The 24,297-nt window shown below is 64.1% G+C and carries 18 protein-coding genes; 11 read left to right on the plus strand and 7 right to left on the minus strand.

What is annotated here, in order from left to right:
* The first annotated feature begins 66 nt into the window (after positions 1 to 66).
* Positions 67 to 2,796 carry a winged helix-turn-helix domain-containing protein gene (locus C8C89_RS15185; protein ID WP_166674757.1) on the plus strand — a complete coding sequence of 910 codons (2,730 nt, stop codon included), beginning with the start codon at positions 67 to 69 and terminating at the stop codon, positions 2,794 to 2,796.
* A gap of 3 nt (positions 2,797 to 2,799) precedes the next feature.
* Here the strand turns inward: C8C89_RS15185 and C8C89_RS15190 are convergent, their stop codons facing one another.
* Together C8C89_RS15190 and C8C89_RS15195 are read right to left on the minus strand one after the other, a co-directional pair.
* On the minus strand, positions 2,800 to 3,720 hold the full coding sequence (locus tag C8C89_RS15190) for a lipase secretion chaperone (protein WP_133990751.1): 921 nt from the start codon (positions 3,718 to 3,720) through the stop codon (positions 2,800 to 2,802).
* A gap of 10 nt (positions 3,721 to 3,730) precedes the next feature.
* Complete coding sequence (locus C8C89_RS15195; protein ID WP_133990753.1) at positions 3,731 to 4,645, minus strand: triacylglycerol lipase; 915 nt, start codon at positions 4,643 to 4,645, stop codon at positions 3,731 to 3,733.
* 364 nt (positions 4,646 to 5,009) lie between these two features.
* Between C8C89_RS15195 and C8C89_RS15200 the strand changes: the two genes are divergently transcribed.
* Positions 5,010 to 5,663 carry a helix-turn-helix domain-containing protein gene (locus tag C8C89_RS15200; RefSeq protein WP_243858032.1) on the plus strand — a complete coding sequence of 218 codons (654 nt, stop codon included), beginning with the start codon at positions 5,010 to 5,012 and terminating at the stop codon, positions 5,661 to 5,663.
* A gap of 96 nt (positions 5,664 to 5,759) precedes the next feature.
* Here C8C89_RS15200 and C8C89_RS15205 read toward each other — a convergent pair whose 3' ends face one another.
* On the minus strand, positions 5,760 to 8,039 hold the full coding sequence (locus tag C8C89_RS15205; RefSeq protein ID WP_133993421.1) for a PBP1A family penicillin-binding protein: 2,280 nt from the start codon (positions 8,037 to 8,039) through the stop codon (positions 5,760 to 5,762).
* A gap of 247 nt (positions 8,040 to 8,286) precedes the next feature.
* Between C8C89_RS15205 and C8C89_RS15210 the strand changes: the two genes are divergently transcribed.
* The 6 genes from C8C89_RS15210 (at position 8,287) to C8C89_RS15235 (ending at position 15,762) form a co-directional block, all read left to right on the plus strand.
* Positions 8,287 to 10,554 (plus strand): oligopeptide transporter, OPT family, encoded by a 2,268-nt coding sequence (locus C8C89_RS15210; RefSeq protein ID WP_243858033.1) that lies wholly within the window; start codon positions 8,287 to 8,289, stop codon positions 10,552 to 10,554.
* 152 nt (positions 10,555 to 10,706) lie between these two features.
* Positions 10,707 to 10,934: a hypothetical protein gene (locus tag C8C89_RS15215; RefSeq protein WP_096235832.1), complete on the plus strand. Its 228-nt coding sequence runs from the start codon at positions 10,707 to 10,709 to the stop codon at positions 10,932 to 10,934.
* Positions 10,935 to 10,988: 54 nt separating this feature from the next.
* On the plus strand, positions 10,989 to 11,531 hold the full coding sequence (locus C8C89_RS15220; RefSeq protein WP_166674758.1) for a GNAT family protein: 543 nt from the start codon (positions 10,989 to 10,991) through the stop codon (positions 11,529 to 11,531).
* 110 nt (positions 11,532 to 11,641) lie between these two features.
* Positions 11,642 to 12,163: a sigma-70 family RNA polymerase sigma factor gene (locus C8C89_RS15225; protein WP_101481707.1), complete on the plus strand. Its 522-nt coding sequence runs from the start codon at positions 11,642 to 11,644 to the stop codon at positions 12,161 to 12,163.
* Positions 12,156 to 13,157: a FecR domain-containing protein gene (locus tag C8C89_RS15230; protein WP_133990757.1), complete on the plus strand. Its 1,002-nt coding sequence runs from the start codon at positions 12,156 to 12,158 to the stop codon at positions 13,155 to 13,157. Before C8C89_RS15225 ends, C8C89_RS15230 begins: the two co-directional genes overlap by 8 nt.
* A 100-nt stretch (positions 13,158 to 13,257) precedes the next feature.
* A complete protein-coding gene (locus C8C89_RS15235) occupies positions 13,258 to 15,762 on the plus strand; it encodes a TonB-dependent siderophore receptor (RefSeq protein WP_133990759.1) in 2,505 nt (834 codons plus the stop codon).
* A 9-nt stretch (positions 15,763 to 15,771) separates the two neighbouring features.
* On the opposite strand, the gene C8C89_RS15240 is transcribed toward C8C89_RS15235, so the two are convergent.
* The 4 genes from C8C89_RS15240 to C8C89_RS15255 form a co-directional block, all read right to left on the minus strand.
* Positions 15,772 to 16,152, minus strand: coding sequence for a hypothetical protein (locus C8C89_RS15240; RefSeq protein WP_133990761.1), 381 nt, complete (start codon positions 16,150 to 16,152; stop codon positions 15,772 to 15,774).
* 14 nt (positions 16,153 to 16,166) lie between these two features.
* A complete protein-coding gene (locus C8C89_RS15245; protein ID WP_133990763.1) occupies positions 16,167 to 17,861 on the minus strand; it encodes a hypothetical protein in 1,695 nt (564 codons plus the stop codon).
* A 12-nt stretch (positions 17,862 to 17,873) separates the two neighbouring features.
* On the minus strand, positions 17,874 to 18,566 hold the full coding sequence (locus C8C89_RS15250) for a UPF0149 family protein (protein WP_133990765.1): 693 nt from the start codon (positions 18,564 to 18,566) through the stop codon (positions 17,874 to 17,876).
* 131 nt (positions 18,567 to 18,697) lie between these two features.
* Positions 18,698 to 20,203: an oligopeptide:H+ symporter gene (locus C8C89_RS15255; protein WP_101481701.1), complete on the minus strand. Its 1,506-nt coding sequence runs from the start codon at positions 20,201 to 20,203 to the stop codon at positions 18,698 to 18,700.
* A 310-nt stretch (positions 20,204 to 20,513) separates the two neighbouring features.
* Here C8C89_RS15255 and ppnN point away from each other — a divergent pair, with 310 nt between their 5' ends.
* The 3 genes from ppnN (at position 20,514) to C8C89_RS15270 (ending at position 24,258) form a co-directional block, all read left to right on the plus strand.
* Positions 20,514 to 21,884: a nucleotide 5'-monophosphate nucleosidase PpnN gene (gene ppnN, locus C8C89_RS15260; RefSeq protein ID WP_101481700.1), complete on the plus strand. Its 1,371-nt coding sequence runs from the start codon at positions 20,514 to 20,516 to the stop codon at positions 21,882 to 21,884.
* A gap of 276 nt (positions 21,885 to 22,160) precedes the next feature.
* Positions 22,161 to 23,228, plus strand: a complete 1,068-nt coding sequence (locus C8C89_RS15265; RefSeq protein WP_133990767.1) for a LacI family DNA-binding transcriptional regulator — start codon at positions 22,161 to 22,163, stop codon at positions 23,226 to 23,228.
* A 223-nt stretch (positions 23,229 to 23,451) separates the two neighbouring features.
* Positions 23,452 to 24,258, plus strand: coding sequence for a transporter substrate-binding domain-containing protein (locus C8C89_RS15270; protein WP_133990769.1), 807 nt, complete (start codon positions 23,452 to 23,454; stop codon positions 24,256 to 24,258).
* Positions 24,259 to 24,297: the final 39 nt, after the last annotated feature.

Raw genomic sequence — 24,297 nt, forward strand, 5'->3', positions numbered from 1 at the left:
TTTCTCCCCCACGCAAGAATGATAAACAGTCCCGTCCCGGCCTATGTATTCGGTCCGTTTCGCCTTTTGCCGCTAGAACGCCTGCTGTTCGAGGGCGACCGCGCGCTGCGCCTGGGCAGCAGGGCCATGGACTTGCTGCTGGCCTTGCTGGAGCGCGCCGGCGACATCGTCGACAAGCATGAACTGGTGAACATCGTCTGGCCCCATGCCGTGGTGGATGACGCGACCTTGCGCGTGCACCTGGCGGCGCTGCGCAAGGCGCTCGGCGATGGCCGTGATGGCCAGCGCTACATCACCACCATCCCCGGGCGCGGCTACGGCTTCCTGGCGCCGCTGACGCACACGGGCCGGCCGGAGTCCGGTACGGCTGGCGTGGAGCCGTGGCATAACCTGCCCGTCATGCTGACGCGCATGCTGGGCCGCGCCGAGGCGCTGCAAACGATGTCCAACCAGTTGCTGCAATTGCGCCTGCTGTGCATTGCCGGCCCCGGTGGCATCGGCAAGACCACCTTGGCCGTCGTCCTGGCCATGCGCGTGCTGCGCCGCTATGCCGACGGCGTGTGTTTCGTCGACCTGTCTCCGCTGGACGAAGGCCGCCTGGTGCCGCTGGCGCTGGCCACGGCGCTGGGAGTGGCGGTGCCGGCCGGCGACGCCATGCCGGCCCTGTTGGCCTACCTGCGCCCGCGCCACATGCTGATCGTGCTCGATAACTGCGAGCACGTGATCGGCGCGGCCGCCACGCTGGCAGATGCCTTGCTCAAGGGCGCACCGCTGCTGCACGTGCTGGCCACCAGCCGCGAGCCGCTGCGCATCTCCAGCGAACAGTTGCTGCGCCTGCCCGCGCTGGAATTGCCGCCGGACGATGCCGTGCCCGATGTGACTGCGGCGCGCCATTTCGCGGCGGTGCAGCTGTTTTGCGAACGCTGCGCGGCCGTCGACGATGCCTTCATGCTGGCCGACGCCGATGTGCCTGTGGTGGTGGATATCTGCCGGCGGCTCGATGGCATCCCGCTGGCGCTGGAGCTCGCGGCCGGGCGCATCGGCCATTTCGGCTTGCACGAATTGCGCCGCCAGCTCGATGACCGCTTTCGCTTGCTGACGCGCGGCGCGCGCAACATGCCCTTGCGCCACCAGACCCTGCGCGCCACCCTGGACTGGAGCTACGGCTTGCTCGATGCGCAGGAGCGTCAGGTGCTGCAGGCGCTGAGCGTGTTCAGGAGCCGGTTCCGCCTGGAGTCGGCCAGCGCCGTGGTGGGCTGCGAGGTCTTCGACACGGTGGCCGACCTGGCGGCCAAGTCCCTCGTCAGCATCGAATTTTTCCGCCAGCACGTGTATTACCGGCTGCTCGACACCACGCGCGCCTACGCTGCGGCCCAGCTGTCGGCGAGCGGGGGCGCGGGCGCCGTGCTGCTGCGCCATGCACGCCATTGCCTGGGCCTGGCCGGACGCATCGCCGCCGACTGGGAAAGCATGGCCCCGGCGCACTGGAGCGCGCGCTACGGCCGCCATGTCGATGACCTGCGCGCAGCCATCGACTGGGCCTTCGGCGAGGACGGTGACGTGGCGCTGGGCGTGGCCCTGACCTTGGCGGCGCAAACCCTGTTCTATCAGCTGTCGCTGATGGATGAATACCGCGTGCGCGTCGAGCGGGCGCTAGAATGCATGGCCACGCATGCGATGGAGGATCCCGGCAGCGAGATGCAGCTGCATGCCTCGCTGGCGCACCTGCTGCTGCATACGCAGGGCGTCACCGGCACCATGCTGCGCTCGTTCCAGCGCGGCTATGCGCTGGCCATGCGCACGGACGACGACAGCCGCCGCGCCGAGGCGATTTGCGGTATGTGGATCTGCAGCCTGAAGATGGCCGATTTCCTGGGCGCCGACAATTACGTGGTCCAGCTTGCCGCCCTGTGCGCAGCGCGCGACGACACGGCGATGCGGCTGGTGCTGGCGCGCATGCGCTCGGCGGGCGAGTATTTGAGGGGGCGCTACGCGCAGTCGGCGGCACTGGCGCGCATGGTGCTGGCGCACCCCGAGGGCGCCGGCCAGCTTGGCTTCAACAATGCCTTGCTGGCCGATCACCAGGTCTGCCTGCGCGGCACGCTGGCGCGCTGCCTGTGGATGCAGGGCCGTCCCGACGATGCGCTGGCGCTGGCGCGCGAGGCGGTGACGGTGGGTTTCGAGCACAATCGTGTCACACTGTGCGTGGCGCTGGCCATCAATGCCATCCCTGTCGCTCTGTGGTGCGGGCAGCGGGGACAGGCGCATGCCTGGACTTGCCTGCTGTGCGAGCATGCTGCCCGATATGGCCTGCTGTACTGGAGCGCCTGGGGTGCCGCCTACCAGCGCCTGCTCGATGCGGGCGAGGCGATGACGGAGTTTCCCTGGCCCTCGGTGCGCAGCTGGCCTATACAAATCGATTTGATGGCCACCCTGCACGACGCCGCCGCCGATAGCCAGGCGTTGCGGCGCGCGCGCATGGGCGTGGCGCCGTGGAGTGCGCCGGAAGTGCTGCGCCGCGATGCGCACCACCGCTGGCGGGCGCTGGCGCAAGGCGATGCGGCCGGCCTGGAAACCGTACGGGTGCAGCTGGAAGAGGCATTGCAACTGGCCAGGGGCCAGCAGGCGCCAGGCTGGGAACTGCGCTGCGCCACCAGCCTGGCGACCGTGCTGCTGGTGCAAGGACGCCGCGCCGCCGCGCACGCCGTTCTGGCCCCTGTCCATGCCGGCTACCGGCAGGGGCGCGAAACCACGGACGTGATGGCGGCTGCGGCTTTGCTGGTGCAGCTGGCCTGATGGCTATTCGTAGGCGCCCAGCCGGCGCTGTTCTTCCGGCGTGAAGCTGGCGTCGCGCAGCTGCTGCATGGCTGCCGCATCCTGCGCGCCGCCGGGCTGGCTGGCCAGCTGCGCCTTCTGTGCCTGATAGGCGATGATGCGCTGTTGCCACTGTGATTCCTCGCGGTCCAGTTCCGCCAGGCGCGCCGCCGCTGCCGGCGTGAAGGTGCTGGCGCGCAGGCGATAGACTTCATTCTCGCCGGCGCCCTGTGCCCGCAGCGTCTTCACAGAGGCGTCCAGCTGGGCCACCTGCAGCGGGGCATCGCGCGCGGCGCGCTGGGCCGGCGACATTTTTTGATCCAGCGCCGCCAATTGCGCCTGGCGCTGTGCTTCGTCCAGGCCCGCATCGCCCAGGATGGCCATGCGTGCCACGGCATCGTCGTCATACGCATCGCTGGCGCCGAACAGCCCCGCGCTTTCCTCGGGCGTAAAATAATTGCCGCGCAGCGCGCGCATCGCCTGCAGGCGTGCGCGCGCCGCCAGGGCCGCATCGGCTTGCGCCGGCAAGGCTTGTTCCGCGCCAGCCAGCGCCTGTTTGTAGGTCAGCCAGGCATCCAGCAGGCGCTTGGCTTCGCGGGCGGGGACGGGCGCCAGGCGCTTGTCCAGTTCCGCCTCGATCTGGCTGCGGATGGCCGCCAGCGGTTTTTCACCGAGCCCCGCCAGGTAGTAGTCGAACAGATGGCCCAGTTCCGCGTCGACCACCAGCTTGTCGCCGGCGGCCACCGTCACGTTGCCGTCGGGCCGCGTGCCTTGCATCGAGCGCACGAACGCGAACAGGTCCGCTTCCGGCTTTTCCTGCGGCGGGGCGGGCGGCTCGCCCGGGCGCAGCACCAGGTACAGGGCCAGGGCTGCCAGGCTGCCGCCGATGATCCATTTCGCGTGCATGCGCATCTCCTTACAGTCCCAGGCCTTGCAGGCGGTTGGCTTGCTGGCGGAAGACGGTGACGGGGTTCGTTTCGAACAGGTTGACGATGCCGACGAACTGGTTGACTTCATCGAGGTGGTTCATGGCGTAGTCGTCGCGGATCACCTTGCCCAGGTGGCTGGAGCAGCTGCTGACCAGGCCATCGTTCTTGACGCCGCCTAAGGCCAGGCTGATGGCCGCCAGGGCAGGGTCGCCCACGTCGAGCAGATTCGTATACGGTTGCGCGCCGCTCCACGAAAAGTAGTACACGCCTTGCACCTGGTAGGTGCCTTCACCGCAGGCGGTGGTCGGGATGCCTTGCGGGTGTCGGCTGTTGAAGGCCAGTGAGCCGGCCGTGGACAGGGAGGTCAGCGAGGCGCCCGCGTTTTGCGGCAGTCCCTTGTTGCCCGACAAAATGCCGATCAGGGAGGCGAGTGCATTGCCCAGCGCGCCGCTGGTGTTGGGAATGGCGCCGCTGAGGATATCTGCCACCCTGGAACCCTTGTTGACGCCGGCCACGCTGGTGACGGATGCCACCAGGTCGGGCCGCACGGAAGCGACATAGCGGGCCGTGGGGCCGCCGTGGCTATGGCCGATCAAATTGACTTTGCTTGCCCCCGTGGCGGCGAGGATTTGCCGCACCTGCGACAGTAGCTGCTCGCCGCGCACTTCCGTGCTGTTGGCGGCCGACACGGTGGTCACATACACTTGCGCACCGCCGCTGCGCAGGGCGGCGGGGACGCCATAAAAATATTCGACGGGACCGAGCTTGTCGAAGCCGAACAGGCCGTGCACCAGCACGATCGGGTACTTCGTTTGCGTGTAGCCGGCGGCGCTGGCGCTGCCGGGCAGGATGGCGAGGGAAAGCAGAAGGGTGGATAGCAGTTGCCAAAAGCGAGTCTTCATTTTGTCTCCGTTATGTATTAATACTCGATTAATAGTGGAAATGTCGATGCTGTAGCGATTACCCGTGTGCTCCTTCACATTCTATCGATGCATTAAATATAGCGAGCGCTCGGTTTTTTGAATGTAACACCGCTGGATTTAAATTGCATGATGCAGCGCAATAACTGTGGGAATTTGGCGTTGCTTATGCACCCATTGCATAGTTGAAAAGTAAAATAGTTGTTTTCCTGAGCTATAATCGGCCCGGCATCAGCCGTCCCGCCGTCTTGCAATGCCGTGTCCAGGCATTGCATAGATATCGCTCTTACACCGCTACTTGGGAATGCACTTGTCGACCCATTTTAATTTTGAACAGTTTCAGCAGATGACGCCTTTAAATGGCGAAAACATCTGGGAATATATTCTTGACCGCCACGCGGAACGTATCGGCGTCAAGCGCCGCAAGCCGGCGCTGGAAAATCTCGAACGCATCTTCGTCGCCACCTTCCGTCTGGCCAATGACGTGGGCTTCCGCGCCATGAGCTTGCGCGACCTGTGCCGCGAGACCGGGCTGTCGATGGGCGGCCTGTATGGCTACATCACCAGCAAGGATCAACTGGCCGAAATGATCGAGGACGTGGTGCGCCACGCCACGCAAGCCTTGCCGCTGCTGTTTGCGGACGTGAAGTCGCCGCTGGACCGGCTCGAGGCGATGATACGCTCGTCGATCTACCTGTCCGAAGTGCTGCAGCCGTGGTTTTATTTTGTCTTCATGGATTCGCGCGTGCTGCAGGTAGAGCAGCGCAGCATGGCGAAGAATTCGGAACTGTATGTGCAGACGCTGATCGCCGCCACCATCGGGGAAATCGAGCCGGAGCCGCAGGGCGACCCCACTTTGCTGGCCGCCCACTGCCTGGCCCTGTTCCAGGACTGGTACGTGAAGCGCTGGAAGTACCGCGCGGCGAAGGTCAATGTCGACGATTTTGCCGATAGCGTCGTCAGTACGGTGCGCGGGTATCTGAGCATGGTCAAGACGTAGGCGAGGTAGGTCGGATTAGCGTCGCGTAATCCGACACGCGCGGACGGCGGCTCATGTCGGGTTACGCCGTGCCGGCTAACCCGACCTACGGGTTCATCAATTCGTGGTTTCTATGGGTAGCGTCTCCGGCACTGCCGCCGGGTCCGTCGGCGTCTCCACATCCATATCCAGCGTCTTGACGCCATTCATGTCGATGAACTCGTCGTATAGCCACTCGCCATCGACCTGGCTCAGGCCTGCCGGCACGGCGCGCGTCAATTGTGGACGCGTGGAGAGCGCGGTGCGCATGTAGTCGATCCAGATCGGCATGGCCAGGGTCGAGCCGAATTCGCGTCCGCCCAGCGATTTCGGCTCGTCATAGCCCATCCACGCCACGGCCACGATGCCACCGCCGTAGCCGGCGAACCAGCCGTCGACGGCGTCGCTGGTGGTGCCCGTCTTGCCGGCGATGTCGCTGCGCCCCAGTTTTTTCGTCGCCGCCGCGCCCGTCCCGGTGCGGGCCACTTCGCGCAGCATGCTGTCCATGACGAAGGCGTTGCGCGGGTCTAGCGCCAGGGTCTTGTCGTCGTTCGGGACAGGCGGTTTGGTTTGCATCAATACCGTGCCCTTGGCGTCGACGATGCGGTCAATCAGATACGGCTCCACCTGGTGGCCGCCATTGGCGAACAGGGCGTAGGCGCCCGCCATCTGCACGGGAGTGACGGAACCCGTGCCCAGCGCCATGGTGAGATTGCTGGGTTGGCGGGCCGGGTCGAAGCCGAATTTTTCCAGGAAATCGTGCGTGTAGGACACGCCCAGCGCGCGCAGGATGCGCACCGAGGCCACGTTCTTCGATTGCGCCAGCGCGTAGCGCATGGTGATGGGGCCGTCGAACTTGAAGTCGTCGTTCTGCGGCGCCCACACCTTGCCGCCCGCCTGCATTTCCAGGGGCACGTCGTTGATCAGGGTGGCCGGCGAAAAGCCTTTTTCCAGCGCCGCCGAATACACGAAGGGCTTCATGGCCGAACCGGGCTGGCGCCAGGCCTGCGTGACGTGGTTGAACTTCTGCAGGTTGTAGTCGAAGCCGCCCACCATGGCGTGGTAGGCGCCCGTGTCCGCGTCCAGCGAGACGAAGGCGGCGGCCACCAGCGGCACTTGCGTGATGGACCAATGGCCTTTGCCGTCCCTGGTGATGCGGATGATGGCGCCCGGGCGCAGCTTGATGCCTGCGCTCGCCTTGGCCGACAGCGCGGGGGCGGCAAAGCGCAAGCCTTCGCCCGTGATGGCCTTGGCGTCGCCGTCGCCCGTGTCGGCCACCACCTTGCCGCTGCCGACTTCCGTGACGACGGCGGCGATCAAACCGTCGCTGTCCGGGCGTTTTTGCAGTGCAGCATCGATGGCGTCGTCGCGCTGCTCGGGGTCAGCCGGCATGTCGATGAAGGTTTCCGGGCCGCGGTAGCCGTGGCGCTGGTCGTAGGCGATGACGTTGCGGCGCGTCGAGGCGTAAGCCGCGTCCTGGTCTGCTTTCAGGATGGTCGTGTAGACGCTGATGCCCTTGGTATAGCTGTCTTCCTTGAACTGCGCGTACACGGCCTGGCGCGCCAGTTCGGCCACGTATTCGGCGTGCGTATCAAAACCCTGCTTGCCGCGGCTGTTGATATGCAGGGGCTGCGCCAGCGCCTGCTGGTACTGGCCCTCGCTGATGTAATCGAGTTCGCGCATGCGTTTCAGCACCAGTTGCTGGCGCGCGTGCGCCTTCTTCGGGTTGCTGATCGGGTTGTGGCGCGAGGGGTTTTGCGGCAAGCCGGCCAGCATGGCCATTTCGGCGATCGACAGTTCGGACAAATGCTTGCCGAAATACGTCTGCGCCGCGCTGCCGAAGCCGAACGAGCGCTGGCCCAGGTACATCTGGTTCATGTACAGCTCGAGAATCTGTTCTTTCGACAGGGCCGCTTCGATCTTCAGGGCAAGCATGATTTCATTGAGCTTGCGCGAGGCGACTTTTTCGCGCGTCAGGAAGAAATTGCGCGCCACCTGCATGGTGATGGTGGAGCCGCCGCCGTGGCCGAAGCCGTGGCGCAGGTTCGACAGCACGGCGCCGCCGGCGCGCACGAAGTCGATGCCGTGGTGTTCGTAGAAGCGGCTGTCCTCGATGGCCAGCAGGGCTTTTTTCATCATTTCCGGCACTTGCGCAATCGGCACGAAGTCGCGGTGTTCTTCGCCGAATTCGCCGATCAGCACATTGTCGGCCGTGTAGACGCGCAGCGGTATCTTCGGCTGGTAGTCAGTGATGACGCCCAGCTCGGGCAGGCGGGGGCGCACGTACAGGAACAGGTAGGCGGCCAGCAGCACGGCGGCGGCCAGCGCGGCGCAGCCGGCGATGATGAAGCCGCGCATGGTGGCGCGGCGGGAAGGCCAGGGGAATCCTGATCGTTTGGCAGTCAAGGCAGTCTCACAGTAGCGTGCAAGGCACGGTGGCAGCGATTATAGACCAATGCGCCGGCGCTTCCTGTGCGGCCGGGGCGCAGGGACGGGGAGCAAAAAACCTTTTCATCGAAACGTGGCTGTGCGATAGTCTCGGCTTCAAGCAAATAGCCCGGGCGTCAATCCGGGCTGTTTATTTTATACAATTAAGGATTTATTTATGGCAAAAGATGCAATGCCGAGCGCCGTGAAGCCGTATATTCCGGCCGATGCGAAGCTGCCCGAGATGACCTTCCGCGCGCTGTTCATGGGCGTCATCCTGGGGATGGTCTTTGGCGCTTCCTCGCTCTACCTGGTGCTGAAAGTGGGCCTGACTGTCAGCGCCTCGATCCCCGTCGCCGTGATCGCCATCACCCTGTTCGGCCTGGCCAAGAAGGTGGGCGGCAAGGATTCGTCAATCCTGGAAAACAGCATCACGCAAACGGCCGGTTCGGCCGGCGAATCGCTGGCCTTCGGCCTTGGCGTGACCATGCCCGCCATCCTGATCCTCGGCTTCGACCTGGAAATCTCGCGTGTCATGCTGGTCGGTATCCTCGGTGGCCTGCTGGGTATCCTGATGATGATCCCCATGCGCCGCACCATGATCGTCGACCAGCACAAGGAACTCAAATTCCCCGAAGGCACGGCTTGCGCTGAAGTACTGAAGGCGGCCGCCACGGAAGAATCGCGCATCGCCGCCGGCGAAAGCATCGAGAAGGATTCGGCTGCCGCGCTGGACGCCAAGCGCCGCGCCAAGATCATCTTCGGCGGGTTCGCTGTCGGCTTGCTGTACAAGGTCTTCAATATCTCGTTCAAAGGCTGGAAGGACACGCCGGGCGTGGAATTTGCCGCGCCGCTAAAGGGCGGCTCCATCGGCGCCGAGATTTCGCCTGAGTTGCTGGGCGTGGGCTACATCATCGGCCCGCGCATCGCCGCCACCATGGCGGCCGGTGGCGTGCTGTCTTACCTGCTCCTGATCCCGATGATCAAGTTCTTTGGCGACAGCCTGACCACCGTGCTCTCGCCGGGTACCAAGTTGATCAGCGAAATGGGCGCCGACGACGTGCGCAGCGCCTATGTGCTGTATATCGGCGCGGGCGCCGTGGCCGCCGGCGGCCTGATTTCCCTGGTGCGCGCCATGCCCATGATCTGGCGCAGCCTGTCGGCTGGCCTGAGAGGCATCGGCAAGGGCGTCAAGAGCAATTCCACCTTGCGCACCGACCAGGACATCCCCCTGAAATGGGTCATCATCGGCTGTCTGTCCATCATCGCCGTGATCACCTTCGCCACGCCGCTGCACATGAATTTCCTCGGTGCGCTGCTGATCCTCGTCTTCGGCTTCCTGTTCGCCACCGTGTCTTCGCGCCTGACGGGCGAAATCGGCTCCTCGTCGAACCCGATCTCCGGCATGGCCGTGGCCACCTTGCTGTTTACCTGTCTGATCTTCCTCCTCATGGGCTGGACGGGCGGGCGTTACTATGTGACGGCCCTGTCGGTGGGCGCCATCGTGTGCATCGCTGCCAGCAATGCCGGCACCACGTCGCAGGATTTGAAAACCGGCTACCTGGTGGGCGCCACGCCACGCCTGCAGCAGTATGCGATTCTGGCGGGTGCGCTGTCGTCCGCCCTGATTCTCGGTCCGATTTTGCTGAAACTGAACGAGGCGAGCACCGTCTACGTGCCGGCCGCGCAAGTAGCGCCTGGCCTGACGGTGGACGCGTCGAAGCTGACCGTGACGGGCGAGCTGCATGGCCCGCAAGCCGACACTGACCACAATACGTATAAAGTCTGGCAAAAGACGGACACCGTGGGCGGCCCGGCCGGCAAATATTTTGTCAAGGAAGATGGCCAGCTGGCTTACCTGGTCGACCCGGGCATCAATGGCCATTACAGCAAGCGTCCGGATGGCTCGGAAGTGAAAAAATATGATGCGCCGAAAGCCGTGCTGATGTCCTACATCATCAAGGGCATCCTCGACCAGCAACTGCCGTGGACCCTGGTGCTGTTCGGCGTGATGATCGCCGTGGTGCTGGAAATGGCCGGCATCCCGTCGCTGGCATTTTCCGTGGGCGTGTACCTGCCGCTGTCATCGACCTTGCCGATCTTCGTCGGTGGCCTGGTGCGCTGGCTGGCGGACCGCCGCAACAACAAGCTGGAACACAACGCGAAACTGAACGAGGAAGAGCGCCAGCTGGCGGGCGACCGCAGTTCGGGCGTGCTGCTGGCGTCCGGCTACATCGCCGGCGGCGCGCTGGCCGGCATCATCATTGCGATTACAGCCGGCGTGCTGACGCACTTCGACCAGATGATGGCCGACTGGGCCGAGCACGGCAACCCGTTTTATGCGGGCCTGCATTCGGACGCGCTGTCACTGCTGCCGTATGCGCTCATCATCGTGCTGCTGTACGTCGTCGCTAGAGAGAAAAAGGCGGACAGCCCGCAGGCGTGATGCTGTAGCCTATCCAATGAAAACCGCCCGGTGTCATTAACGACCCGGGCGGTTTTTTTATGGGTGCGCATGACGGCGATGCGCCGTTGCTGCGTCGCTGCCGACGGAATTGACGCATAATGAATACTTTACCAACGTCGACGAGGCCCGCCATGAACAGCGTCACGCTTGAATACACTGTCGTCACCAATCCCGACTCCTTTGTCGGCTTCAAGTATTACGTCAAGGCGGGGCAGGCATTCGATGCCGACGATTTCGCCTATTCCTACAAGCTGAACCGGTCCGACCTGGACCCCGACAGCGTGCTGGCCACCCGCGAGGCAGCGGCCAAGCTGCAGCCGGGCGAGTGGCTGACGGTGTCGCATTCGATTGCGGCGTAGCGGTCAAGCCAGTTTTTTCTACTTTCACTTTTTCGGCCCGCCAGGGTTTTGTGCGTGAATCTTTCAGCATTTCCTGATATCTCTATTGTTCCAACCCTGGCGCAACACGCCGAAGCCCTTGCTGCACTGGTGGGGCATAACCGTGAGCACCTGCACGCCTTCCTGCCCGCCGTGGTGCATTTGGCGTGCGTCGACGATGCTCGGGAGTATCTGTGCGCCGCTGCCGCGCGCGCCGCCAGCGGTGACATTCTGGAATGGCATATTTTTTCCGGCACGGCCTTATGCGGCAGCATCCGCCTGAAAGAAATCGATACAGCGGACCGCAAGGCCAGCATTGGCTATTACGTCGGACGGCAGTTCCAGGGCAGGGGCATCGCCAGTGCGGCGGTACGCGCCGTCCTGGCGCATGCGTTTGGCGTGCTGCAATTGAATCGCATCGCGTTGCAATGCGCGGCCGGCAATCACGCCAGCATGGCGCTGGCCGGGCGGCTGGGATTTGCCCACGAAGGCGTGTTGTGGCAGGCGGAATGGTTAAACGGCGTGTTTGTCGACCTGCATGTCCACGCTTTGCTGCAGGCTGATTTCAGGCCGGATTGAGCCGCCTGCGCTGGCCGCGGCAGCCACTGATCTTGCCGAGTCGCTCACTTCTGCCTATAATTGAGAATAATTCTCATTAAGTTTGTGCTATCCGCCAGACCCGCCGCTCCATGTCCGCCGACCACGTCTCCCTGCATGACTTCGATGACATCGCCATTCTGTATCGCCAGCATCACGGCTGGCTGCGTGGCTGGCTGCAGCGCAAGGTGGGCAACGCCTTCGACGCGGCCGACCTGGCACAGGCCACCTTCCTGCGCGTGCTCGCGCCACAAGGCATGCAAGGCGTGCAGGAGCCGCGCGCGTATCTGACGACGATCGCCCGCAACCTGCTGATCAACCATGTGCGCCGGCGCGCCATCGAGCAGGCCTACCTCGATGCTCTTGCCCTGATGCCGGAACCGGTGGCGCCGCCTCCCGAGGTGCGCCTGATGTTCCTGGAACGGCTGGTGGAGCTGGACCGGCGCCTGGCCGCGCTGCCTGGGCAGGCCCGGCAAGCTTTCCTGCTGGTGCAGCTCGACGGCATGGGGCAGCAGGAGGTCGCCGCCGAGCTGGGAATTTCCCTGTCCACCGTCAAGCGCCATCTGGCCAGGGCGGCCCTGCGCTGCTTTTTCCCGGAGCAGCACGATGGATGAAGAGTTACAGCTTCCGCTGGGCAGCTTGGTTGCCGCCGCACGCGTGGCGCCCGCCGTGGCACGGCGGGCCGTGCAGTGGTGGCTGGCGCTGCAGGGCGGTGACGCCACTGCCGCACAACTCGATGCCTGGCAGCGCTGGCGCGCCGAGGACGCCGAACATGAACGGGCCTGGCAGCGCATCGAGGCGGTCAGCGGCCAGCTGGCGGGCATTCCGCCGCCGCTGGCCAGCGCCGCTCTGGCCGCGCCTGCAGGCGCACAGCGGCGCCGCGCGGTGCGCCTGCTGACGGCGCTGGTGGTTGCAGGCGGTAGCGTCGCCCTGTTGCGCCAGGCACCCGTCTGGCAGTCGTGGAATGCCGATGCCAGCACGGCCACGGGCGAGCGGCGCAGCTTGCGCCTGCCGGACGGCGGCACGCTGGTGCTCAATACGGACAGCGCCATCAAACTGCGCTACGACGCAAGCGCGCGCGCGGTGCAGCTGCTGCGCGGCGAGGTACTGCTGCAGACGGCGCCCGACGCGCAGCGGCGGCCCTTCCTCGTGCACACCGCCGATGGCACGGCGCGGGCGCTGGGCACGCGTTTTATCGTGCGTCAGCGCGACGGTTTCGTGCAGGTCGGCGTGCTGGAAGGGGCTGTCGAGCTGCGGCCTGCGGCGGCCCATGGCCAGGCACGCGTGCTGCAGGCGGGCGAGGAGGGCAGTTTTACCCGCGATGGCTTGGGCGCGGCGCATGCGCTTGATGCCGGCGCGGGCGCCTGGGTTGACGGCATGCTGGTCGCCGCGCACATGCGCCTGGACGCCTTCCTGCTGGAGTTGTCGCGCCATCGGCGCGGCCATCTGGCATGCGACCCGGCGCTGGCGCATCTGCTGGTGTCGGGCGCCTATCCGCTGGCCGATACCGACAGGGCGCTACTGGCGCTGGTGGAGGCCTTGCCCGTAGAGCTGCATTATCTGACGCGCTTCTGGGTCACGCTGCGGCCGCGCGCCACGAAAAAATAAACTGAAAATACATGGACTGTTTTTGTACGCTGCCTTGTCAAGGGAAGTGAGGGCACAGGTTTTGGCCCGTTCCACCCATCCCATGATACGAAGGTATGCCATGAACGATCGCAGCACATTCCTCCCATCCACGCGCAGCCGGCTACCGGGCCTGCTGGCAATGAAGCCGCTCGCCCACCTGGTGCATGCCTTGTGCCTGGGCGCCGTGGCCAGCCTGGCCGGCGCGCCGGCGCAGGCACAGACAGCCGGACAGGCCGAGGCCCTGCGCCACTACGCCATCCCGGCCGGGCCGCTGGAAGCGACGCTGAACCGGCTGGGGCGTGAAGCGGGCTTGCTGATCGCCTTTGGGTCGGCCACGACGGAAGGATTGCGCAGCCGTGGCGTCAGCGGCAGCTATGCGGTGGACGATGCGCTCGCTCGCGTGCTGGCCGGCACCGGGCTGGATGCCGTGCGTACGGACGGTGGCGGCTATGCGCTGCGCGCCGCCACCGCGTCCGCTACTGGCGCAGCGGCCGATGGCGTGCAGACGATGGCGCCCGTGACCGTCAGCGCGCAGGCGGAAGAGGAAAACCCCTGGGGCAAGGTCAGCGGCTATGTGGCGCGGCGCGGCAGTACCGCCACGAAGACCGACGCTTCCTTGCTGGAAGTGCCGCAATCGGTATCCGTCATCACGCGCGATCGCATGGATGACCAGGGCGTGCGTACCCTGAACGACGCGATTCAGTACACGGCCGGCTTGCGCAGCAACACGGCAGGCGCCAATCCTGCCGACGACAGCCTGGCGGTGCGCGGCTTCAGCCAGTTCTCGGGCGCGTTCTACCTCGATGGCATGCGCCTGATGCCCATGGGGACGCTGGGCTTCTTCGGTGTGGAACCATACGGTGCCGAGCGGGTGGAAGTGCTGAAGGGGCCTTCGTCCGTGTTATATGGCCAGAACGCACCGGGCGGCATCGTCAATTTCGTCGCCAAGCGCCCCGCGGCGGACCAACTGAACCAGGTCGAATTGTCGCTCGGCAGCTACGCGCGCAAGCAGCTGGCCCTCGACGTGGGCGGCAAGCTGGCGGACGATGGCAGCCTGCAGTACCGCCTGGTGGGGCTGGCGCGCAATGCGGACCAGCAGATCGATGATATGAGGGACGACCGCTACTATCTGGCGCCCAGCCTGACGTGGACGCCGAGCGCCCGCACCAGCATCACCTTGCTGGGCTTTGTCCAGAAGAATCGCGCCATGCAATCGTCGAACGTGCAGTGGGAGGCCCTGAACGGCAGCAATCCCAACGGCCGCTTGCCGCTGACGCGTTTCCTGGGGGAGCCCGGCTTCGACCGTGAGGAAACGCGCGTCGCTTCGGCGGGCTACGCGGCGCGCCACACCTTCGACAACGGATGGACAGTCAGGCAGAACTTTCGCTACCTGCACGCGGATAACCATGAACAGTACATGTTTCGTTACGGCAATTTGATCGACAAGGTGATCACCAACCGCGAGATCGATACGCGCGACGGCAAGGGCAGCGTGTACTCGCTCGATACCAGCGTGACGGGCCATGTGGCGACAGGTGCGCTGCGCCATGAGATGGTTGCCGGCATCGATTACAGCCGCAGCAATACTTCGTTCAGCTCGTATATTGCCGACGGTCCGCAGATCGATATCTACCGCCCCGTCTACGGCAGCCCGCTGGACCTGGCGGCGCTGGCACCCGATGCCCTGCGCCGCGAGCATAACCGGCAGTTGGGGGCGTATTTGCAAGACCGCATGCAGTACCGCAGCTGGGTCTTCACCGTGGGCGGGCGCCAGGACTGGACGCGCCAGGAGCAGCTCAATCTGCTGGTATCGCCATCGACCACGACTTTGCGCAAGCCCAGGGCATTCACTGGGCGCGCGGGCATCACTTATCTGGCGGCGAACGGCCTGGCGCCTTACGCCAGTTACAGCGAATCGTTCTCGCCCGTCTCCGGCGCGGACCGCCTGTACCGTCCATTCGCGCCGGAAACGGCCCGGCAAGTGGAAGTCGGCGTGAAGTACGCGCCTGGCGCGCATCTTTCCGTGACCGCAGCTGCATTTGAACTGCGCCGCCAGAATGTGCTGACGACGGACCCGGATGACCCGAACTTTTCGATCCAGCAGGGAGAAGTGCGCTCGCGCGGCATCGAACTGGAAGTGGCGGCACAGCCGAGCAGCCAGCTGAAACTGCTGGCGTCCCTGACCTACAATCCCCTGAAAGTGACTAAGGCGTTTCCGGACAGGTGGGGCTCGAACGTGCAGGGCAAGTCGCCATTTGAAGTACCCAGGCAGATGGCCTCGGCCTGGGCCGATTACGCCTTTGCCGGCGGCTTGCGCGGCCTGTCGGCCGGCGCTGGCGTGCGCCATGTCGGTGCCAGCTGGGGCGATGCGGAGAACACCTTCCAGGTGCCCGCGTTCACCCTGGCCGACCTGTCGCTGCGCTATAACCTGGGGCAGGCCCGCAGCGTCTGGCGCGGCCTGAGCGTCAGCATGACGGTCAAGAACCTGTTCGACAAATACCATGTCGCCTCGTGTTTCTCGGCGCGGGCCTGTAATTATGGCGAGCAGCGCAATGTCGGCGTGCGCATGGCCTACCTCTGGTAGCGCGCGGCCTTACGCTGGATCAAACCAGGCCCGCAGTTCTTCCTCGGCGCGTTGCGCCGAGTTTGCGGTCAAGGTCAGCACGATGATTTTTTCCCGCGCCGGGCGCTGTCCATCGCTGCAGGCCAGCTCGATGGCTTGCTCGAAGCTCGTGTAGTCATGGCCGAATTCGCGCGGGCAATGCTGAACGATGCGCGCCGCCTTGCCAGCGGCCCGGTCCGCCAGGTTGACGATGGGATTGCCGTCATTGAACGGCTGGCCATTGGCAAACGCGGTGCGCAGATACGGCGCGCATAGACCGTTGAGGAAGGCAAGGCGTGCCTGCCAGTACGCTTGCGCCGCCGCATACGCGGCCGGGTCATCGAGAAAATCGGCAAACAGGAAGTCGTTCATATTGCTTGCTTCGGCTAGATGCCGAACACTTTCAATAGGGCGTCCGTGAAACCCTCGAACCAGCTGCCCACCTTGCCCGGCTGCTTGCCGTGGCGCGGGGTTTCTTCGTACAGGTAGACGCCGTTGTCGCCGTCGAAGCGGTCGTTGAGCAGGGCCTGCTGGCCGCGCAGGTAGGGGATGAAGGTTTCGCTGCGCAGGGTCGAGTACAGCACGTCGGTGCTAAAACCCAGGGTGGCGGACTGGCTGATACTGCGGCCCTGGCCTGCCCGCTCCATCCGCACGCCGCGGCAGCCTCGCACGATCAGGGTGACGGGGCCGCGAAAGACGATGAAGCGCAGCTGCAAGGTGAGCCAGGCGTGCAGGCTGCCCAGGCGCCAGTGGCTCGATATCGCCAGCGGCTGGCCCGTGTCGCAGATCAAACCCACCAGGCCCCGCGGCTGAAATACGAGCGCGCTGCCGGCAGGCAGGTGGACGATGGCGATTTCCAGCAGCGGGTCGTCGCTGGCGGAAATCGTCACGGACGCTGGCGCGTCGCTGTGCAAACGGGTCAGCGCCACCATGCCGGCGGCCAGGCTGGTGAACGGGAAGCGCCAGTCCAGCAGCCACTGCGTGCGCTTGGTGCTGCTGACGGGCGACGATTGCAGGTATGCCGGGTGGATCAGCATCTGCTGGCCAGGTTTGAGTTGCAGCGCCTGCGAGACGGCGGAAATGCGGGACTGGCCATCGGGCGGCAGGGGGAGAGTAGTGGCTGTCACGTTCAGCGCGTGCCCGATGGACAATGGTTTCAGGCGCGAAGCCAATGGCGCCAGCACGAAGTAAAAGAAGGCCTTGATCGCTAGCGGCAGCAGGATGGCCGACAGCACCAGCAGGGCGGCCGTGGGCACCACGTCCATGACGGGGCCGCGCCAGCGGGCGATCCAGTTGCGCGCCAGCTGTGCTTCTCCTGCCGTAATTGCCGCCCGCACGGGCGCCAGTGCGCCGGCCAGCGCGCTGTCGTCAATGGCGAAGGGCGCGGGGCGGGCCGCATCGTTGGTGCGCGCCCGCTGCGCCAGCCAGGCCCGATACGCTTGCAGGTTGACCTCGCGCAAGCGCTGGCCCTCGGCTTCGAGGCGTACCAGCTGCGCGTAGGTGTCGCTGCCGGGCAGGCGCGCGGCCACGGGGTGCTGCGCTTCCAGTTCGCGGCGCTGGCGCACATTATTTTGCAGCGCGGCATACGCGTCGACATGTTCCGCATGCAGGCGCGCCAGGGTATGCCGCGCATCCTCGCCGTTCAGGGCCGCCTGAAGCGCGGTCAAATAGTGTTCTTCCTGCGCCAGCACCTCGATTTCCACGCGGCGCGTGGCTTCTTCCCGTGCGTGCATGGCCAAGGTGCTCGTGTCGGGCAGGGGAAGGGTAAACAGCGACGGCTGCTGTTGCGCGCGCAGCTGGCGCAATTGCGCTTGTACTTGCGCCAGGCGGGCGTCGATGGCCGTTTGTGAGGTTGTTTGCAGGGCGTTGACCCTGGCCATAGCGGCATCCGCCAGGCCGGCGCCATGATGATCGGCGCCGCTGGCCGCCTGCCTGAGCGCGGTGACGGCCCCGCTGGCGGCGCTGTAGGCGCGCCATTCGGCCAGCAGCAAGCGCCCGGCCAGCAGGATGACGATAAAGAGCGCGAACTGCAGCGCGTGGCGCAGCAGGAAACGCAACAGGGCCGTCAGCAGCTGGCGCAAGGAGGCGTCGCTTTAGCCTTGGCCAGCCGCGCTATCGGCGTCGGCACAGCATTTTTTATATTTTTTACCGCTGCCGCAGTGGCACGGGTCGTTGCGGCCCGTTTTCGGTACGTCGCGCAAGACCGTCGCGCCGGACTGGCTTTGCACCTGGCTTTTCAGGTGGCGCTGGCGCGCCCAGGCGGCATTGATGGCAATGACAGCGGGAATCACGCCATCCATGGCCGTTTCGGCCGCCTCGTCGTCGAGCTCGCTGGCCGTGGCCAGGTGCTGGAAGGGCGCCAGGTATTGCGGGTGGCTGACGGCCAGGGCCGCCCACTGGGGCTTGTCCAGACTGGTGCCAAGCAGGAAGCCTGCGCACCAGGCGGGCACGCTCCATTCGGGGCCGCAGACGTAGATGGGCTCGAAGCTGTCCGGGTCCTTCGTCAGCCATTCGACCATGTAGGCGTGGTGGCGCAGCGCCAGGCTGGCTGCCCGTTCGCTGGCCTCGTCCGGCGCGGGCGCGGTGCTGCCCGCCGCCTTGTCCCAGATCCAGGGCAACCATTGCTCAACGGTAATTTGTTTCGGGCTCAGGGCGACGGCCGTGAGGAAACCTTCCAGCATCGACACGTCCATGGCGGCGTCGGCCAGGGCGGGCGCGGCCAGCAGGGTGTCGAGTTCGGCGTATTCGTCGTCGGAGAGGGGCGTGGTGGTGGAGATGCTGGACATGGGATTCTTTATCGGGGTTGGTCGGGTGGCCGCTGGCCATGGCGGTATTGTACCGCCAGGCCAGGGTGAAACGGCTGGCGGAATGAAAAACGGCGACCCGCAGGCCGCCGTTTTGAGCTAGTACAAGACGCTTACTTCACGCCGTGCATCAGTTTGTTGATCAGCGGTGCGATCAGGAACAGTACGACACCGGCGCCCAGCAGGGACCAGAAGCCGAAGGTATAGCCGGACAGGGCCGACTGCACCGACATGCCGCTTTCGCCACTGACGTAGCTGGCGAAGATACCCGAGAGGTTGTTGCCGATACCGGTCGACAGGAACCAGCCGCCCATGCCCAGGCCAACCAGGCGCACAGGGGCCAGTTTGGTGACCATCGACAGGCCGATAGGCGACAGGCACAGTTCGCCGATCGATTGCAGCATGTACACGGTCGCCAGCGTCCAGAACGGGATCTTGTTGTCGGCGCCAACCAGGCTCGACAGAGCGAAGATCAGCAAGCCGAAAGCCAATGCATTGCCCAGCAATCCCAGGCCGAATTTGCGCGGAATCGATGGATTGACGTTGTGGCGCGCCAGGTAGACCCAGACGGCGGCGATGATAGGCGCGAAGACGATGATGGCCACCGAATTGACGGTCTGGAAGTAGGCGGTCGGGAAGATCGCGAAGCCCAGGTCGCGGTTGACGATCTTGTCGGCCAGGAAGGTGAATGAGCTGCCCGCCTGTTCGAAGAACATCCAGAACAGGATGTTGAAGACGAAAATCAGCAGCATGGCGATGACGCGGTCGCGCGCCACCTTGCCATTGCGTATGCCTTCGATCATCAGCATGACGGCCAGGCCGGCGAACAACACGGTCAGGACGATTTGCAACTTTTCAGCGCCAACGGTCAGCAGGAAGTACATCAGCGGGATCACGCACAGCGAGCCGACGGCCACCCAGACGACGCGCATCGGGCTGCCGGCACCGGCTTCAGGTGCGCCGATGCCCTTCAGGGCACGGCGGCCGATGAAGAACCATACCAGGCTGATCAGCATGCCGAAACCGGAAGCCATGAAGACCATCTTGTATGCAGGCATATCGCTGGTGCCGAAGATCGACCCTGCCAGCCATTGCGTGAAGACGGGCGCGGCCATGGCGCCCATGTTGATGCCCATGTAGAAGATCGTGAAGCCACTGTCGCGGCGCGGATCGGCGGTCGCGTACAGCTTGCCGACCATGGTCGAGATGTTCGGCTTGAACATGCCGTTACCGACGATCATGGTGGCCAGGCCCAGGTTGAAGATGTCCTGGTTCGGTACCGAGATGCAGAACAGGCCGGCGGCCATGAAGACGGCGCCCAGCAGGATGGAGCGCTGGTAACCGATGACGCGGTCGGCGATGTAACCGCCGAACAGAGCGCCGGCGTACACCAGCGCGAGGAAGGAACCGTAGGTAAGGTTGGCCGCTGCCTGTCCCGAACCGTCGCCGCCGTGGAACTGGGCAACGATGTACAGTACCAGCGCCCAGCGAACTCCGTAGAACGCGAAGCGTTCCCAGAATTCAGTCATGAACAACATCCATAATGGGCCTGGATGGCCCATAATCTGCTTGAACTCGGGAATAACGGCTTCCTTGTTGGGCGTAGTCGCACCGCTCATGCGGTTCCTCCTGAAAAATTATTATAGTCAATCGATAAAAAAACTTATGGAAGCCTGCGGGCGGCGGGGACTCTCATGAAGAACCTCACGCACGGGAATTCCAATAGGCTGGCATTCTAATCTACAAATTGCGCTGAGCGTAAGTTTCGATTTGCATTAGCAAGAATGACTGTTTCATATTAGTCAAACCGGTTTGCAGGCAAGGGCGGCCCCGGCGATTTTGCGGCGGTACAGCACAACTTGCCTGACTTGTCGTATATTAAGGCTGCAAGACCTTCGAGCATCGATTTTTAAAGGGATTTTTCGCATTATGGAACACGACGTTATCGATACTCTGGTTTCACCGGAAGGCCGCCTGGACGTGCTCTCCAAGACTGAAGTCAACAAACTGCTCGACACCAGCCAGGGCGGCCTGTACAACACTTTCCGCCGCTGCGCGCTGGCGGTCTTGAATTGCGGCAGCACCATCGACGATGGCCGCGCCTTGCTGGAGCGCTACCAATCGTTTGAAATCTCCATCATTCAGCGCGAGCGCGGCATCAAGCTCGACATCAAGGGCGCGCCAGCCATCGCCTTTGTCGATGGCAAGATGATCAAGGGCATCCACGAACACCTGTTTGCCGTGCTGCGCGACATCATCTTCGTCAGCGATGAAGTCACGGGCAATCCGAAATTCGACCTGCAGAGCACGGAAGGCGTGACGGACGCCGTCTTCCATATCCTGCGCAACGCGAACGTGCTGCAAACCCAGCTCAACCCGAACCTGGTGGTGTGCTGGGGCGGCCATTCGATCAACCGCGCCGAATACAATTATTCGAAGGAAGTGGGCTACCAGCTGGGCTTGCGCGGCCTTGACATCTGCACCGGCTGCGGCCCGGGCGCCATGAAGGGGCCCATGAAGGGCGCCACCATCGGCCACGCCAAGCAGCGCCTGCACAATGGCCGCTACCTGGGCATCACCGAGCCGGGCATCATCGCGGCCGAGTCGCCGAACCCCATCGTCAATGACCTGGTCATCATGCCGGACATCGAAAAGCGCCTGGAAGCGTTCGTGCGCGCGGGCCACGGCATCGTCGTGTTCCCCGGCGGCGCGGGCACGGCCGAAGAGATTTTGTATATCCTCGGCATCCTGCTGCACCCGGACAACGCCGATATTCCCTTCCCGCTGATCTTCACGGGCCCGGAAACCTCGCGCGAGTACTTCGTGCAGATCAACCAGTTCATCAGCGACACCTTGGGTCCGGAAGCGCAGCAGCGCTATAAAATCATCATCGACGACCCGGAACTGGTGGCGCGCGAAATGCTCGAAGGCATCCGCCTGGTGCGCGAATTTCGCAAGGCCCACAGCGATGCCTATTATTTCAATTGGCTGCTGAAGATCGACCACGAGTTCCAGAAGCCGTTCCACCCCACGCATGAAAACATGCGTAACCTGAGCCTGCACAAGAACCAGCCCACGCACTTGCTGGCAGCCCAGCTGCGCCGCGCGTTTTCCGGTGTAGTGGCGGGCAACGTCAAGGACGACGGCATCCGTTCGATCGAAGAGCACGGCAACTTCGAAATCCATGGCGACAAGGACATCATGGGTCCCATGGATGCGCTGCTGGCCTCCTTCGTGGCGCAGCACCGCATGAAGCTGGCGGGTACGGCATACGTACCTTGCTATACCGTGATCCAGTAAGCTACTTAGTAACACCTATCAAAACCTATGCGCTTCTCGAGCCATCGGGGGCGCCCAGCCTTCCTTCCGCTCGCTACGGTTTTGTCAGGTGTTGCAAGTCACCGTCCGCTCTCTCCCTGCGTTTGCCGGGGGAGGGTGGCGCCTTTCACATTTGCCCCCAGCGTGCTTTCGCCACCACAAGTAATCAAATCGCTTGCGTCATCGATGCGTGGGTGCTATCTTTGGAACCGGTTCCAAAATAAAAATATGAACGTCAACAGGTAGTGGAGAGCAACCTTGGATTCAGTGCGCGGCAATAAAAAAACAGTTTCCGGCGAGCCAGCCCGGCCCGTGACCATCGCCCAGGTGGCGCGCGAGGCGGGCGTGTCGAAGACCAGCGTGTCGCGCTTTCTCGGCGGCGAACTGGACGCTTTGTCCCAGAATATCCGCCAGCAGATCACCAGCACCATCGCGCGCCTCGGCTACCAGCCGAACCAGATGGCGCGCGGCCTCAAGCGTGGACGCACGCGCCTGATCGGCATGGTCGTGGCGGACATGCTGAACCCCTACACGGTGGCAGTGCTGCAAGGCGTGGAAGCGGCTTGCCAGCAGCATGGCTATACCTTGATCTTGTGTAATACAGGCAATGACGAACTGCGCGAACGGCAGTCGCTGGCAGCGCTGCGCTCGTACAGCGTGGAAGGGCTGATCGTCAACACGCAGGGGCGCAACATCCAATCGTCTGACTTGCAGCAGGCGGACATGCCCATCGTGCTGGTCGACCGCCGCATCGAGGGCGCCGATTTCGACCTGGTGGGCCTGGACAATGTACAGGCTGGCGGGTTGGCCACCTCGCATCTGATCGAACAGGGTTTCGACGCCATCGCCTTCGTCGCGCCGCCATTGACAGGCGTCAGTTCGCGGCTGATGCGCGCCGAGGGTTTTCAGTCCGTGATGGCCGAGCATCCCGGCTGCGTGGGCGAAGTACTGGCGGTGGACCTGGACGACCGGCCCTCCATCGACGCGCATGTGCGGCGATGTCTGGCGCAGTGGCGCGGCCGCCGCGTGGCGCTGCTGGCGTCGAACGGCATGGTGGCGCTGGAACTGGCGCTGATGCTGCAGCGCCTCGCGCTGCGCATGCCGCAAGACGTGGGCCTGCTGGGCTTTGACGAATTGCCGTGGTCACCATTGGCTGGCCTGAGCACGATCGAGCAGCAGACTTACGAGATCGGCTTTTCGGCGATGACGTGCATGCTGTCGCGCCTGCAGGGCGAGCAGTGCCCGCCGCGCGAGGTGCTGTTGCCGGGTAAGTTGATTGTGCGCAACTCCACCCAGGGAGGAATTGCGGGCAAGAGTGCCGATTGACGGGGAAGAGGGCGTTGCCCTTTTTTTTGGGGAAGGTATGGAACCGGTTTCATAGAAGATGTTCTCACTGGAAAGGAGCATGGATAGGCAGGCAGGGCAATGGTTGCACGAGGTTGGCATGAGGTTGAAACGACATGGCAAGAGACGAACTAAATCGTCCATTTGACAATATTCCCGGAAGTGCCTCGACGAGGCCGGTACCGGGATCACAGGAGACTGAAGCATGAAGATGACTACACTGTTTTACTCGAAGATCGTGGCTTGTGCGCTCGCCGCCACCTGCACCCTGGGCGCGGCCGCCGACGCGGGCGCCCAGACGCTTGGCGACCTCATCAAGAAAGGCAAGCTGACCATCGGCGTGGTCAGCGGCACGCCGCCGTTTGGCAGCATCGACGCCAAGGGCGCGCCCGTCGGCTATGACGTCGATGTCGCCAACCTGATCGGCAAATACATGAACCTGCCCGTGGAAGTGGTGCCCCTGACGGCGCCCTCACGCGTGCCGTCGCTGGAGTCGGGCAAGGTCGATTTCCTTGTGGCGACCCTGGCGCCCACGCCGGAACGGGCCAAGACCTTGATGTTCACCATGCCTTACAGCGCGTTCGAACTGGCGATCGTCGCGCCGGTCGGCGGCAAATTCAAGGCCCTGGCCGACCTGAAGGGCAAGAAGGTGGGCGTGACGCGCGGCACCACGAATGACACGGCGCTGAGCCGCATGGCGCCGGCCGGCACGGCCATCGTGCGTTTCGAGGATGATGCCACCGTCACCCAGGCCTTGCTCAGCAAGCAGGTCGACGCCGTGTCGATCCCCAGCACGATGGCGCTCGACATCATCAAGACCCGCGGCGCGGGCAAGATCGAGGTCAGGTTCACGTATTCCGTGCAACCGAATTCGATGGCGGTGCGCCGCGGCGACTTCGAGCTGCATCAGTGGCTCAACAACTTCATCTACTACGTCAAGCTGAACGGCGAACTCGACGCCATCGCGCGCAAGTGGAGCGGCGCGCCGCTGCCGCCATTGCCGACCTTCTGATACCGCAAGCCGCATAGGGAAAGTGTTGGTCCGTACGGC

This window comes from Janthinobacterium sp. 75 (genome assembly GCF_004365495.1).
GTDB lineage: Bacteria > Pseudomonadota > Gammaproteobacteria > Burkholderiales > Burkholderiaceae_D > Janthinobacterium.